Annotated in this window: 14 protein-coding genes and 1 other annotated feature; all 14 genes read right to left on the bottom strand. The window is 54.8% G+C overall.

The genetic code is table 11. The features are described from left to right. Nucleotides 1–77 precede the first annotated feature (77 nt). Nucleotides 78–1,298 carry a tyrosine--tRNA ligase gene (tyrS, locus tag DW937_RS01395; protein ID WP_044953690.1) on the bottom strand — a complete coding sequence of 407 codons (1,221 nt, stop codon included), beginning with the start codon at nt 1,296–1,298 and terminating at the stop codon, nt 78–80. Between the two features lie 64 nt (nt 1,299–1,362). Beyond that, nucleotides 1,363–1,618, bottom strand: a binding site (T-box leader). Nucleotides 1,619–1,684: 66 nt separating this feature from the next. Next, nucleotides 1,685–3,349 carry a DNA repair protein RecN gene (gene recN / locus DW937_RS01390; RefSeq protein ID WP_120119875.1) on the bottom strand — a complete coding sequence of 555 codons (1,665 nt, stop codon included), beginning with the start codon at nt 3,347–3,349 and terminating at the stop codon, nt 1,685–1,687. A gap of 21 nt (nt 3,350–3,370) precedes the next feature. Further along, nucleotides 3,371–3,853: an arginine repressor gene (locus tag DW937_RS01385; protein ID WP_120019868.1), complete on the bottom strand. Its 483-nt coding sequence runs from the start codon at nt 3,851–3,853 to the stop codon at nt 3,371–3,373. A gap of 18 nt (nt 3,854–3,871) precedes the next feature. Continuing rightward, on the bottom strand, nt 3,872–4,723 hold the full coding sequence (locus DW937_RS01380; protein ID WP_120119874.1) for an NAD(+)/NADH kinase: 852 nt from the start codon (nt 4,721–4,723) through the stop codon (nt 3,872–3,874). 38 nt (nt 4,724–4,761) lie between these two features. Further along, nucleotides 4,762–5,565 (bottom strand): TlyA family RNA methyltransferase, encoded by an 804-nt coding sequence (locus DW937_RS01375; RefSeq protein WP_120119873.1) that lies wholly within the window; start codon nt 5,563–5,565, stop codon nt 4,762–4,764. Next, on the bottom strand, nt 5,562–7,445 hold the full coding sequence (dxs, locus tag DW937_RS01370; protein ID WP_120119872.1) for a 1-deoxy-D-xylulose-5-phosphate synthase: 1,884 nt from the start codon (nt 7,443–7,445) through the stop codon (nt 5,562–5,564). The genes DW937_RS01375 and dxs overlap by 4 nt, the downstream gene beginning before the upstream one ends. Before the next feature lie 68 nt (nt 7,446–7,513). After that, nucleotides 7,514–7,981 (bottom strand): divergent PAP2 family protein, encoded by a 468-nt coding sequence (locus DW937_RS01365; RefSeq protein WP_097777783.1) that lies wholly within the window; start codon nt 7,979–7,981, stop codon nt 7,514–7,516. A 32-nt stretch (nt 7,982–8,013) separates the two neighbouring features. Continuing rightward, nucleotides 8,014–8,895 (bottom strand): polyprenyl synthetase family protein, encoded by an 882-nt coding sequence (locus DW937_RS01360; protein WP_120119871.1) that lies wholly within the window; start codon nt 8,893–8,895, stop codon nt 8,014–8,016. Beyond that, on the bottom strand, nt 8,895–9,110 hold the full coding sequence (xseB, locus tag DW937_RS01355) for an exodeoxyribonuclease VII small subunit (protein ID WP_243111397.1): 216 nt from the start codon (nt 9,108–9,110) through the stop codon (nt 8,895–8,897). The genes DW937_RS01360 and xseB overlap by 1 nt, the downstream gene beginning before the upstream one ends. Beyond that, complete coding sequence (xseA, locus tag DW937_RS01350) at nt 9,088–10,311, bottom strand: exodeoxyribonuclease VII large subunit (RefSeq protein WP_165852852.1); 1,224 nt, start codon at nt 10,309–10,311, stop codon at nt 9,088–9,090. The genes xseB and xseA overlap by 23 nt, the downstream gene beginning before the upstream one ends. Next, a complete protein-coding gene (locus tag DW937_RS01345) occupies nt 10,299–11,240 on the bottom strand; it encodes a glycoprotease (RefSeq protein WP_120119869.1) in 942 nt (313 codons plus the stop codon). The genes xseA and DW937_RS01345 overlap by 13 nt, the downstream gene beginning before the upstream one ends. Next, on the bottom strand, nt 11,237–11,671 hold the full coding sequence (gene nusB / locus DW937_RS01340; RefSeq protein WP_097777779.1) for a transcription antitermination factor NusB: 435 nt from the start codon (nt 11,669–11,671) through the stop codon (nt 11,237–11,239). Before nusB ends, DW937_RS01345 begins: the two co-directional genes overlap by 4 nt. Nucleotides 11,672–11,745: 74 nt before the next feature. Then, on the bottom strand, nt 11,746–12,132 hold the full coding sequence (locus DW937_RS01335) for an Asp23/Gls24 family envelope stress response protein (protein WP_120019874.1): 387 nt from the start codon (nt 12,130–12,132) through the stop codon (nt 11,746–11,748). A gap of 160 nt (nt 12,133–12,292) precedes the next feature. Continuing rightward, a complete protein-coding gene (locus DW937_RS01330) occupies nt 12,293–12,919 on the bottom strand; it encodes a SpoIIIAH-like family protein (RefSeq protein ID WP_120119868.1) in 627 nt (208 codons plus the stop codon). Between the last annotated feature and the right edge of the window lie 2 nt (nt 12,920–12,921).

The raw sequence follows: 12,921 nt of genomic DNA, 5'->3' as shown, positions 1-12,921 counted from the left end.
GAGCAATCCTCCATCAAGTAAAAAAATGCCGGTGCACTCCAAAACAGAGTACACCGGCATTTTCATGTTCAATATTTTTACAGAGTGACCTTGTGGTAGATCTTCTTGCCCTTCTTGATCACAATACCCTTTGCCAGCTGCTCAGCAGTGAAGCCAACGGTGGGAGCGGCTACCTTCTCGCCATCCACCAGAACACCGCCCTGCACGACCAGACGGCGTGCCTCGCCGTTGGATGCTGCCAGACCAGCCTTGACCATCAGGGTCAGGATACCGATGGAGCCATCGGTCAGGTCGGCCTCGGTCAGCTGAGTAGAAGGCATGTGCTCGGTATCCATTGCGCTGCCGCTGAACAGTGCGCGGGCAGCATTCTGAGCCTTTTCGGCCTCTTCCTTGCCATGGACCATGCTGGTCAGCTCGTAAGCCAGAATTTCCTTAGCTTCGTTCAGGCGCTGATCCTTCCATGTGCTCATCTCGTCGATCTGCTCCAGCGGCAGGAAGGTGAGCATACGGATGCACTTCATCACATCGGCATCGCCCACATTGCGCCAGTACTGGTAAAACTCGAAGGGACTGGTCTTGTTGGGGTCCAGCCAGACGGCATTGCCGGCGGTCTTGCCCATCTTCTTGCCCTGAGAGTCGGTCAGCAGGGTGATGGTCATAGCATAAGCGTCCTTGCCCAGCTTGCGGCGGATCAGCTCGGTGCCGCCCAGCATGTTGCTCCACTGGTCGTCGCCGCCGAACTGCATGTTGCAGCCGTAGTGCTGGAACATGTAGTAGAAGTCGTAGCTCTGCATGATCATGTAGTTGAACTCGAGGAAGGACAGGCCCTTCTCCATGCGCTGCTCGTAGCACTTGGCGCGCAACATGTTGTTCACGGAGAAGCAGGCACCCACATCACGCAGCAGTTCCACGTAGTTCAGGTTCAGCAGCCAATCTGCATTGTTCAGCATCAGTGCCTTGCCCTCAGAGAAGTCGATGAACTTTTCCATCTGCTTTTTGAAGCATGCGGCATTATGGGCGATATCCTCTTTGGTCAGCATCTTGCGCATGTCGGTGCGGCCGGAGGGGTCGCCGATCATGGTAGTGCCGCCGCCGATCAGGGCAATAGGCTTGTTGCCTGCCATCTGCAGGCGCTTCATCAGGGTCAGAGCCATAAAGTGGCCTGCGGTCAGGCTGTCGGCAGTGCAGTCAAAGCCGATGTAAAAGGTTGCCTTGCCATTGTTGATCAGGTCGATGATCTCTTCATCGGTGATCTGGGCCACCAGGCCGCGGGCCTTGAGTTCTTCGTACAGAGTCATGATTTTTTCCTCCTGTTTGTGGGCAGAGGGAAAAATAAAACACCCCCTGCCAAAAATGAATTTGGCAGAGGGCGAGAAAATTCGCGGTACCACCTCTGTTTGCCGCTTCCTCACAGAAACGACCTCACGAGTGCACACCCCAGAGTAGAGAGACACTCCTGCGTTTGTAACGCTCGCACGCGGCACAGCCTATTAACCTGAACGGCATTCAGCCTGCAGCTCCGGGAGGTATTTCCCCTGCTGCTCTGCGGCCCCTTACACCAACCGGGGTTTCTCTGGGCAGAACACTTCAAGGTACTTGTTCCCTTCATCGCCATTAACAAGAACTACTTTATCACAATGCTTCGGGCTTGTCAACCCCCTTATCTGCAGCGGTTTATTTTGGCTTATTTTGCGCCAAGACCCAGCATTTCGCGGGCATTGGCACGCGAAAGCTCGGTAACGTGGTCGCCGGAGATCAGCCGGGCCAGTGCTTCCACCCTGCCCTCCTCATCCAGCGGATGGATCTCGGTATAGGTGCGGTCATTGGCTACATTTTTCTGAATCAGCAGATGGCAGTCCGCCAGTGCAGCGATCTGGGCTGTATGGGTGATGCACAAGATCTGGTGGCCCTGTGCGCTCTGGCGCAGTACCTCACCAATACGCCCGGCGGCTTTGCCAGAAACACCGCTGTCGATCTCATCATAGATCACGGTAGGCACGGCATCCTTATCGGCCATTGCATTTTTGATGGCCAGCGTGATGCGGCTCAGCTCGCCGCCGGAAGCAATTTTTGCAAGAGGTTTGGGTGCCTCACCGGGGTTTGTGGAAATGTAGAACTCGATGCTGTCCTGCCCATGGCTTGCCAGCGGGCCGCGGGTATGGCGCAGTGTCATGCGCACGCCCGGCATGTTCAGAAAATCCAGCGTGCCGGAAATACGCTTATTCAGCTCTTCAAAAGCGCGCAGGCGCGTCTGGGTCAGTGCTTCTGCCTTTTCGCGGGCCAGCGCATAAAGGCGGAGCTTTTCTGCCTGCAGGTGGTCATGCCGCTCCTGCGAGGACTGGATGCGCTCCAGTTCTTCCCTTGCATTCTGTCCAAAAACAATCACGTCTTCTACCGTATCACCATATTTGCGCTTGAGCTTGTAGATCAGATCCAGACGCTGCTCAATCTCATCCAGCTCTGCATCGTTGGTATCATAGGAATCCAGTCGACCGATCAGATCTGCGGCAACATCCTTTGCATTGTAATACAGATCCAGCAGCTGACTGGATGCACCGGCAAGTGCATCATCCAGCTGCGCGGCAGCATCCACTGCATTGGATGCCTCGCCCAGCAGATCGACTGCGCCGGAGGCCTCGTCATCGCCCGAAAGCAATGCATAGCTCTGTGCGATCTTATCCCGGATGGCAGATGCATTGGCAAGGATCTTGCGGCGGCTTTCCAGCGTCTGTTCCTCTCCGGCGGTCAGTCCGGCATCCTCGATCTCCTGCACCTGATAGCTCAACAGATCGATCCTGCGCTGCTTTTCGGCTTCGTCGGTGATCATGGCATCCAGCTCCCGCTTGATGCGCACAAGCTCCCGGTACAGGACATAATAGTCCTGAAACTCCGCGCTGTTCTGCGCATAATCATCCAGAATGCCCAGATGTCTTGCCGGGTTCAGAAGGCCCACGGAGTCGTGCTGACCGTTGATATTGATAAGTCCTCCGCACAGCTCCCGCAGAACCGCAGCCGTTGCAGGCATTCCGTTGATGCGGCAGGTGCTTTTGCCCTCGGCTGTGATCTCGCGGCTGAGCATCAGTGCATCCGAGCGCTCGTAGCCCGCCTTCTCAAGGCTGTCCAGCACCGTACCGGGCACCTCCTCAAAGGCTGCACGGATCACCGCCTTGGAGGCCCCTGTGCGCACAAGATCCTTTGAAGTGCGGTTTCCCAGGATCGCATTGATGGAATCGATCAGGATCGACTTGCCGGCACCAGTCTCACCGGTAAGAACATTCAGGCCCGGCTTGAAATGTACTTCAGCCTTCTGGATCACAGCAACATTTTCAATTTGCAGGCTGCTCAGCATATCTTTTCTCCCGCGTTATTTTTATCCAATGTGTCTCGTCAGTTCCGAGCAGATCGTTTTTGCATCACGCTCCGACCGTGCAACGATCAGGAACGTGTCGTCGCCCGAAAGCGTGCCGACCACACTTTTCCACTGCAATGCGTCAAAAACCTCGCATGCGGCGTTGGCCATGCCGGAATAGCACTTTACCAGCACAACATGTCCGGCGTAATCCACCCCCAGCACGGATTCATGAAAGATCGTTTCAAACCTTCCCTGCGTTTTGGGGTTGAAGCTTTCGTTTCGGCTGGAGACATAGCGATACCCCTCTGCCGTGGCAGCTTTTACCAAACACAGCTCCCGGATATCGCGGGAAACGGTGGCTTGTGTTACCTCGAATCCCTCTTTGGAAAGGTGATCCAGCAGAACTTCCTGCCGGCTGATCGGGTGTTCCTGCACAAGCCGGAGAATCACCTGCTGACGTTCTCCCTTGCTTTTTACATCTTCCTTACGGCTGCGCGCCATCGTAAACTCGCCTCCCCTTTATCGTCTGCTGCGAATCTTCTGGTCAATGGCCTGGAACTGATCTGCTTTTCCGAAGGTGATCAGCTTTACCACCTGATCGGAGAGCCTTACTTCAGCCGTTGCGCCGGCCTTGAGCGGACATCCAGCTCTGCCATCGCAGCTGATAAACACTTCATCGTCGGCCACCTGTCCCACACAGATATTCAGCTTGCGCTCCTGCGCAAACACCATGGCCGGGCTGGCCAGACTGTGCGGGCAGATAGGCGTTACAACAACGCCCTTCGTCTGGGAATCCAGGATCGGCCCGCCCGCCGCCAGCGAATACGCTGTGGAGCCGGTGGGCGTTGCAACGATCACACCGTCCCCACGGTAGTGCTCTACTAAAATATCATCGCAGTAAATGCTGAAATCGATCGCCTGCTGCAGGCGGCCCTTTGTGACCACCACGTCATTCAGGGCGTGGCCCTCCCAGCCATCGTGGCCAAGAACGCGGACATACAGCAGCATCCGGTTGTCTACGCTGAACTCTCTCCGTGCAACAGCGGAGAGCTTGGCTTCCATCTCGCTGACTTCGCAGGTAGCCAGAAAGCCACAGCGTCCCAGATTGATGCCCAAGATCGGCTTTGCGTACCGGAGCGAAAGATTTGCCTCATGCAGAATGGTGCCGTCGCCGCCAATGGTCAGGATCACATCTGCCTGCTCAAGGCATTCCTCCAGCGGCAGATAAAACACTCCGGCTGTGCTGCAGCTTCTGCGCGGCTGTTCACACATCAGAACAGCTGCACCATGGTTCATTAGGATCTGCGCTGCACGCAGTGCGATCTCGTTGGCGGAGGTCTTGCCGGGATTCGGCGAAATATAGATCGTCATGCTGGAAGCTCCTTTTTCTGGACTGATGGCAGAGCCGCTCAGCGGTCCAGCGTGCTGTGGCTTTCCATCACCACCTGCTCTGCAACGCTGTCGTCCAGCACGGCAGCTTCACCGCTCTTCTGCACGAACATCAGGTATTCAATGTTGCCCTCGGGTCCCTTTACCGGGCTGAAATCCAATCCGCGTACAGCAAAACCGTTTGCAGCAGCATAGCCCATGGCATTGTGCAGCACTTCACGGTGGGTAGCGGGGTCGCGCACCACACCGTTTTTGCCAACCTTTTCGCGTCCGGCTTCAAACTGCGGCTTGACCAGACAAACGCCCATGGCATCCGGCGTTGTGATTGCCTGTGCCACCGGGAAAATATGGTGCAGCGAGATAAACGAGACATCCACACTGAAAAACTCGATCTGCTCGGCAAGATCCTCCGGCTTGACATTGCGGATGTTCGTGCGCTCCATGTTCACTACGCGCTCGTCTGTACGCAGGCTCCATGCAAGCTGTCCATAGCCGACATCCACCGCATAGACCTTGACGGCACCGTTCTGCAGCATGCAATCCGTAAAGCCGCCGGTAGATGCGCCAATGTCCATGCAGACCTTGCCATTGGGTGTAAGAGGGAAACACTTCATAGCTTTTTCCAGCTTCAGGCCGCCGCGGCTGACATAGCCAATGTCGTGCCCGCGCACTTCCACCTTGGCATCTTCCTTGATCATCTCTCCGGCCTTGTCCACCTTTTGCTCATCGACAAAAACGATGCCGGACATGATCAGCGCCTTTGCGCGCTCACGGCTCTGTGTCAGACCATGCTGAACAAGATATTGGTCCAATCGAATCTTCAAAGTAAATTTTCTCCTTTCGTCACGGCCATCTGCACGGCCTGTACAAGATGCGCTGCATCCAGACCGGTTGCCTGTTTGATCTGTGCCACACTGGCATGCGGAAGACACGCGTTCCGCACTGCACAATGGATAAAGCGCCCATTCCATCCGTTTTGCTGCAAAGCATATTCCAGATGTTCACCAATGCTTCCGTTTGCAATGCATTCTTCCGAAAACAGGATTATTTTATATTTTGACAGATCAGCGATCATTTTGTCTGTAAAGGGATACAGCTTTACAGCTTTTATTACATCACACGCAATACTTTTCTGCTGTAATTCACGTTCTGCCTGCAAAAGGTCGGCCAGTTCGTCGGCGTAACTCACCAGAACGATTGTTGCATCATCCGCCTTGCGCAGGAAATCATAATCTTCGCCGGTGCAGCCAAATTCCGCCAGAGCTGCATCCTGCCCACCGCGGGGATAACGAATTGCCCGTGGGCCATGGAAGCGGTCACTCAACAGCTGCTGCAGCCAGTAATTCAGTTCCTGATAATTGGAAGGCGCATACAGCGGCATTCCAAGCTGGCTCAGGAAAGCGGGATCGTAAATGCCCTGATGCGTTTCGCCATCCGCTGGGACAAAACCGGCGCGGTCGATGGCAAAAACTACATTCTCCCGCAGCAGATTTACGTCGTGGATGATCTGATCATAGGAACGCTGCAGGAAGGTGGAATAAATGCATACCACCGGCAGCATGCCCTGACTTGCAAGCCCGGCAGCAAAGGTCACAGCGTGCTGCTCTGCCATACCGACATCAAAAAAACGCTCCGGGTGGCTGTGCGCAAAAAACTGCAGGCCGGTGCCATACTTCATTGCTGCAGTGATGGCGCAGATATTCGGGTTCCGGTCGCCTTCCGTCACAAGAGCATTGCCAAATACCATCGAGAACGATTCCTTTGGTGCCACCTCCGGGTCGGGCATTCCATCCAGATCAAATGCCGACACGCCGTGATAGTTGCCGGGGTTTACCTCGGCCGGCTGATAGCCCTTGCCCTTTTTTGTGATCACGTGCAGAAAATGTGGCCCTTGCCGGTTGCGGATGGTGCGCAGTGTGCGTTCCAGCTCTTCCACGTTGTGGCCATCCACCGGCCCGATGTACTGGAAGCCCAGATCCTCGAACATGGTAGAGTGGTACATTGCCCGACGCAAAAGCGTCTTGCACTCGGTGATGTTTTTTTTCAGTGGAGCGCCCACCAGCGGTACTCTATCCAAAAAGCTGCGCACATTATCCTTGGCATCAAAATAGGCCGTGGTCGTGCGCAAATGAGTCAGATAGCGGGCAAGTGCACCGACATTTTTAGAAATGGACATCTTGTTGTCGTTCAGGATCACAAGAAGGTTGTCCAGCTGTTCAATGTTGTTCATTCCCTCGTAGACCATGCCGCCGGTAAAGGCACCATCGCCGATCACCGCGACCACAAGCCCTGCTTCATGATGCAGCTTTTTGGCCCACGCCATGCCGATCGCAAGCGAAAGCGCCGTGTTTCCGTGCCCGGCAATGAATGCATCGTGTTCGCTCTCGTTCGGGTTCGGGAAACCGGAGATCCCGTCGAGCTGGCGCAGCTTATCAAACTGTCCGCGCCGACCCGTAAGGATTTTGTGTGTGTAGCACTGGTGACCGACATCAAACACGATTTTGTCCTGTGGTGTATCCAGAACACGGTGCAGCGCAACGGTAAGCTCTACCACGCCAAGGTTTGAGGCAAGGTGGCCGCCCGTCTTGGAAATATTCTCCAGCAGAAACTGGCGGATCTCCGCGCACAGCTGTTTCACCTGCTGTTCATTCAGTTGCTTTAAATCCTTGGGCTGATTGATGCTGTCCAGCAGCAATGCTCCCATAAATCACACGTCCTTCAAATGAAGATTTTCTGTTTCTGCAGTGCGTTCCTGCGTGAAAAAAGAATGTCTCAAGCCAGCGGATACAGGAAGCCGACGGCTGCGCCGACCAGTACGCCTGCCACGACCTGCAGCGGCGTATGGCCGACCATCTCCTTCAGATGCATGTTCTGCAGGAAAGGAGCATTCTTCTCGCTCACTTCGATCCACTGATCGATCATCTGGTTCAGGACCTTGGCCTGCTCGCCAGTCTCATGCCGCACGCCCATGGCATCGTGCATGGTAATGATCGCCACCACGCTTGCCACTGCAAAAATGGCAGAGTCAACACCCACACAGCGTCCGGTTGCAATGACCATGGCACAGACCGTTGCGCTGTGGGCACTGGGCATACCGCCATCACCCCACATGCGTTCCAACTGGAACTTGCCCAGTAGGATAAAATTGATGATGGTTTTAAGCACCTGCGCCACAAACCAGCCGAGCAGTGAAACCGTAAGGATCTGATTGAAAGACAGGATGTTTTGAATAAGCTGCATAATCTTTTTCCTTTATTCTGTATGGATTATTTTTAGTTTTTACGCACAAGAAGCTGCTGCGCAAGCTGTTCCAGAAACGCAGCTTTTTCGCCAAAATTCCGGTGCAGTTCCGTGCAGGTCTTCTGATTCAGGTCATGTGCAAGCTTCATGGCACCTTCCGCACCATAAAGGGTCACAAAGGTAGTTTTTCCATTTTCGCTGTCGCTGCCAATGGGCTTGCCCAGCTGTTCCGGTGTGCTGGTAACATCCAGCACGTCGTCCACGATCTGAAAAACAAGACCCAGACCATAAGCATACTGTTCCAGCGCTCTGCACTGTGCTTCATCCGCTTTGGCCGCAGCCGCACCCATCTGGATGGCTGCATTGATCAGCGCACCCGTTTTATTGCGATGGATCAGCCGAAGCTGGTCTTCTGTTGCGGCCAACGCTTCGTATTTCAGATCCAGTTCCTGCCCATAGACCATGCCGCGGCTGCCAGCGCCTGCACCCAGTGCCCGCGCTGCCTGTACACAGACAGACGCATCTGCCGGGGCATTGGCGACTGTCTCAAATGCTTCTGTCAGCAGCACATCACCGGCCAGCATGGCAGTTGCTTCGCTAAATGCCTTGTGGCAGGAAGGACGGCCGCGGCGCAGATCATCATTGTCCATGCAGGGCAGGTCATCGTGAATGAGCGAATAGCAGTGCAGCATTTCTACAGCAGCTGCAAAATGCTGTGCCGCCTGCATACTGCCGCCCAGCATATCGCAGACGCTGAGAACAAGAACTGCACGGATCCGTTTTCCGCCGCCCATCAGGCTGTAGCGTGCCGCACGGCACACCTCGGATTCTTCCGGCAGAAAACGGCCGCAGGCCGTTTCCAGCGCGGCCATTGCCTGCGCCAGATAATTCTGATACTGCTCCTGATAGTCCATTAGCTTTCCTCCTGCACTGTGCCCGCAAGCTTTGCGTCGATCTCGTCGATCTGCAGCGATGTTTTTTCCAGTGCAGCATGGCAGTACTCCATCAGAGAAGCGGCCTCTGCATACAGTTTGACCGAATCTGCAAGGGTCGTATCCTCACTCTGCATCTGTGCAAGGAGCGCATTCAGCCGTTCCATGCCTTCCTCAAAACTTTTGGGTGCTCTCATTGATCTCCTCCACCGCTTCCACCCTGCACTTTGCACGGCGGGAAACGCTGCGAACATAGATTGTTTTTTCCGGCTGCAGATCATCTGCATTTAAAATAGTGCCGTTGGCTGCTGTGACCATCGTGTAGCCGCGCGCCAGTACCTTGTATGGATCCAGCGATCCAGTAAGTGCTGCCGCATGACCCAGCTGCAATTCTGCAGAATGCAGGCGTTTCTGCATCTGCTGACGGATGGCATCCTGCACCTGCTGCAGCTGGCCCTGACTTTTTTGCCAGTTTCGGCGTGCAAGGCCCTGCTCCAACACAAAGTTGTATTGTTCCAGACCATTATAGCATAAATCAAAACGTTTTTGCATATTTTTGCGAATATTTTGCTGCAAATCCAGCAATATCCGCTCCTGCTCTGCCCGATCCGGTACAGCCAGCTCTGCTGCAGCCGAAGGTGTGGGGGCACGGCAGTCTGCCACAAAGTCCAGAATGGTATAGTCGATCTCGTGGCCGATTGCGCTGATCAGTGGTTTTTTGCAGCGGTATGCAGCCCGGGCGATCATCTCTGCGTTAAAGACCCACAGGTCTTCCCGGCTGCCGCCTCCGCGTGCAACGATGATCTCGTCCACCTCTTTGCACTGATCCAGCTTTTTGATGGCATCGGCCACCTGCTGCGCGGCTTCAAACCCCTGCACTGTCACCGGACACAGCAGCAGCCGTACCGATGGCCAGCGCCGTGTGAGCACATTGCGGATGTCCTGTAGGGCAGCTCCCGTCTTGCTGGTAACAACACCGATGCATTTAGGAAATTCCGGCAGCGGCTTTTTGTGCTCCGGTGCAAACAGGCCCTCCTGCTCCAGTTTTGCCTTGAGCTGTTCCAACGCCAGCTGTGCGGCACCAATGCCATCTGGAAACATATCGTTCACGTACAGCTGAAATGCGCCGTCGCGCTCATAAAGGGTAGCGCGGCAGCGCACGACTACACGCATTCCCTCTTCCGGGCGGAAAGCAAGGCGGCGTGCATCAGTGCGGAACATTACCGCTTTGACGCTGCAGACATCATCCCGCAGAGAAAAATAGCAGTGCCCGCTGCGCGCATTCTGTACAAAATTTGCGATCTCGCCGCGCAGGGCAAGGTCAAACAAAGCATCGTTGGCATCCAGCAGCGTTTTTACATAACGGTTGAGTGCTGAAACGGTAATCACTTCAGCCATAATCCGGCCTCCCGCGCTGCCAGGATCGAAACACCGATGGCATTATCGCTGGAATACTGTCCCGGCACAAAGTAGACCTGCGGCAGACGTTTCTGCACCCATGCACGGATGATATCGCTGCTCATCACTCCGCCAGCACATACCACCGGCAGGCCGGGGTATTCCTTCTGTGCAGCTTTGGTCATTTTTACCACTGTATCCGCCACACAGAGCAGGCAGTACTTGCACACATATTCCGGCGTTTTGCCTGCGGCAAGCAGGGCATTGCACTGGTTTTCCAGCCCGGAAAGGCTGCATTGCATCCCCTTCACGCTGGATTTTGGCTTGATTTCCTCAGTGCACTGTGCAGCCAGACGGGAAACCTCGGCACCCGCCGGGAAGCCAAAGCCAAGCCTGACCCCCACACGGTCCACAGCCTGTCCGGCATAAAGGTCTGTGCTGGTGCCAAGCGTTGTGATCCGGCGCACCTGATCGCAGAGCAGCAGGTCCGTGGTGCCGCCGGAAATATGGAACAGCAGAACTTTTTCAGCAAACAGCTGTTCCCCCTTAGCTGCAAACAGCGCTGCGGCAGCGTGACCCTGCTGATGGGTCGTCAGCACAAGTGGGATCCCTTTTGCATGTGCAAAGGTCGTTGCAGCATTGACACCTGCAAGAAAGCAAGGCATATAGCTGCCTTCTACCGGGCGGGGCTTTTGCGATACGCCCACAGCATCGATCTGCGTCAGATCAAATTCCTGCGCCAGTTCCTGCATCATCTCCGGCAGCGCGACCGTATGATGAAACAGTGCATCGCTTTGCCGCAGGCCCAGCTGGCCCGCTTTTACCGGCAAAAAGCGCTTCTTTGCGCAAACAACCTCTCCAGCTGTATCAAACACTGCCAGAGAGGTTGCATAGTTGCTTGTATCAATGCCAAGCGTATAACGGCTCACTGTTCGGCTTGCTCCGCATCCAGACCGTGATCCCGGGCCACTGCGCCAAGCAGACCGTTCACGAACTGGTAATCTTCGTCCGCACCATACTTTTTCGTCAGTTCCACCGCCTCGTTGATGGCAACACCGGGCTTATTCTCGCCGCCAAACAGCATCTCGGCAACTGCCAGACGCAGGATGGTCAGGCTGACACGAGGCAGGCGCTCCATGGTCCAGTTGCGCAGATGTGCACGGATCTCGTCATCCACCTCGGCAGAATGATCGTAGTATGCGTTCAGCAGGTGCTTGCTGAAACCATCCACAGGGTGTTCTTCATCGTTTTCTTCGTGGTTGGTAATGGCCTCTGCCAGCGGGATATCACCAAAGGTCTGCGAAAATGCCAGCAAAAATGCATTCTCGCGTGCTTCTCTACGGGGCAAAATATTTTCCATAATGTTCCTCTCGCAGCACGAAGCCTCTCCGGCCAGAGCACAGAGAGGATCGGCTTCCAATTCTGAATTTTATTTTACTGCTCTGCTGCAGTGGTTTGTGCAAGGCCGGCGATCACCAGATTGACGCGGCTCACAGTGACATTGGTCATGTTCTGTACGGCGTTCTTCACGTTTTCCTGCACCTTTTCGGCCACAGCAGGAATGCGTGCACCAAAGCTCATCATCAGGTTCAGAGTGATGTTTGCGGTACCATCCCGCATTTCCACCACGACCGGAGACTGGATGCTGGATGCTTCCAGCAGATCCTTGAGCTTTTTATTTTGTCCGCCGCAGGAAACCTCGGCAACGCCGTCAATTTCCAATGCTGCGCAGCGTGCGATCTTACCGATGACTTCGGTGGAGATCTGAAGGCTGCCGCCCTGAAGATCTGTATTCTGAAAATCCATTGTGTTGTCCTCCATTCAAAAGCGGGCACAGCCTGCTTTTTCTTGTTTGAAATGGTCCTGCCTGAAACGATCAATGCCATACGCAGGACAACATCATTCTTTATTGATAGAGTTATTATACCATCAAAGCGGGTGCGATTTCAATACTTGTTTCGGAAAACTCTGCCGCACCTTCTTATTTGACCTCCACCACCGTGATGTTCTGGGCAGTCACAGTGCTTTTGTTCAGCACCACATCCCGGATCTGTGCCACCTGTGCCGCTGTGAGCGGTTCACCGGAGGTCATCACGGTAAGGTCTGCCCGGCCGGACTGCAAAAAGCACAGGCAATCTGCAAAACCTTTGGCTTTGATCAGCGTTTCGATCTCATTCTCCGCATTCAGATCTTCCAGATTTGCGGTCATCTGGGCGGTATATTCCTTCTTTTCCTCTGCGGAAAGCGACGAGGATTTCATCGTTTTCTTGATGGAATCCATCGCCTCATCGTGGGCCTTCTGTCGCTTGAGCCGAGCCTGCTCAAAAAACTTTGCACCGCTGTCACTGGCAACGCTTACAAGCTGCGCTTCACCATAGTTTTTGTTGGCGCTGGACACCGCTTCGGCCTCTGTGGGCAGCTCATCCAGAACCGTCTGCGCCTGTACCGGGACATCCTCAACCTCTGCCGCGACCATTGCAGCATTGTCCGGCAGTTCCGTGGGCACATCGCTGCGGGCGTACTGCCAGTTCAGGTATACGGCGATCACCAGTGCGGCAGCCAATGTAACAGCTGTGGCCCTGCGGGTATTTCTGGAAAGTGCTCTCATAA

Origin of the sequence: Faecalibacterium sp. AM43-5AT (assembly GCF_003603345.1) — a bacterium.
In the GTDB taxonomy this organism is placed as follows: domain Bacteria; phylum Bacillota; class Clostridia; order Oscillospirales; family Ruminococcaceae; genus Faecalibacterium; species Faecalibacterium taiwanense.
Note: the sequence above shows the minus strand (reverse complement) of the source record. Positions and strands in the feature narration are given on the sequence as shown.

Bases quoted from the DNA above. Each gene is read 5' to 3' on its own strand.
- tyrS (WP_044953690.1), bottom strand. From the start codon at position 1,298: ATGACTCTGTACGAAGAACTCAAGGCCCGCGGCCTGGTGGCCCAGATC.
- recN (WP_120119875.1), bottom strand. From the start codon at position 3,349: ATGCTGAGCAGCCTGCAAATTGAAAATGTTGCTGTGATCCAGAAGGCT.
- DW937_RS01385 (WP_120019868.1), bottom strand. From the start codon at position 3,853: ATGGCGCGCAGCCGTAAGGAAGATGTAAAAAGCAAGGGAGAACGTCAG.
- DW937_RS01380 (WP_120119874.1), bottom strand. From the start codon at position 4,723: ATGACGATCTATATTTCGCCGAATCCCGGCAAGACCTCCGCCAACGAG.
- dxs (WP_120119872.1), bottom strand. From the start codon at position 7,445: ATGGGAGCATTGCTGCTGGACAGCATCAATCAGCCCAAGGATTTAAAG.
- DW937_RS01365 (WP_097777783.1), bottom strand. From the start codon at position 7,981: ATGCAGCTTATTCAAAACATCCTGTCTTTCAATCAGATCCTTACGGTT.
- DW937_RS01360 (WP_120119871.1), bottom strand. From the start codon at position 8,895: ATGGACTATCAGGAGCAGTATCAGAATTATCTGGCGCAGGCAATGGCC.
- xseB (WP_243111397.1), bottom strand. From the start codon at position 9,110: ATGAGAGCACCCAAAAGTTTTGAGGAAGGCATGGAACGGCTGAATGCG.
- xseA (WP_165852852.1), bottom strand. From the start codon at position 10,311: ATGGCTGAAGTGATTACCGTTTCAGCACTCAACCGTTATGTAAAAACG.
- nusB (WP_097777779.1), bottom strand. From the start codon at position 11,671: ATGGAAAATATTTTGCCCCGTAGAGAAGCACGCGAGAATGCATTTTTG.
- DW937_RS01335 (WP_120019874.1), bottom strand. From the start codon at position 12,132: ATGGAGGACAACACAATGGATTTTCAGAATACAGATCTTCAGGGCGGC.
- DW937_RS01330 (WP_120119868.1), bottom strand. From the start codon at position 12,919: ATGAGAGCACTTTCCAGAAATACCCGCAGGGCCACAGCTGTTACATTG.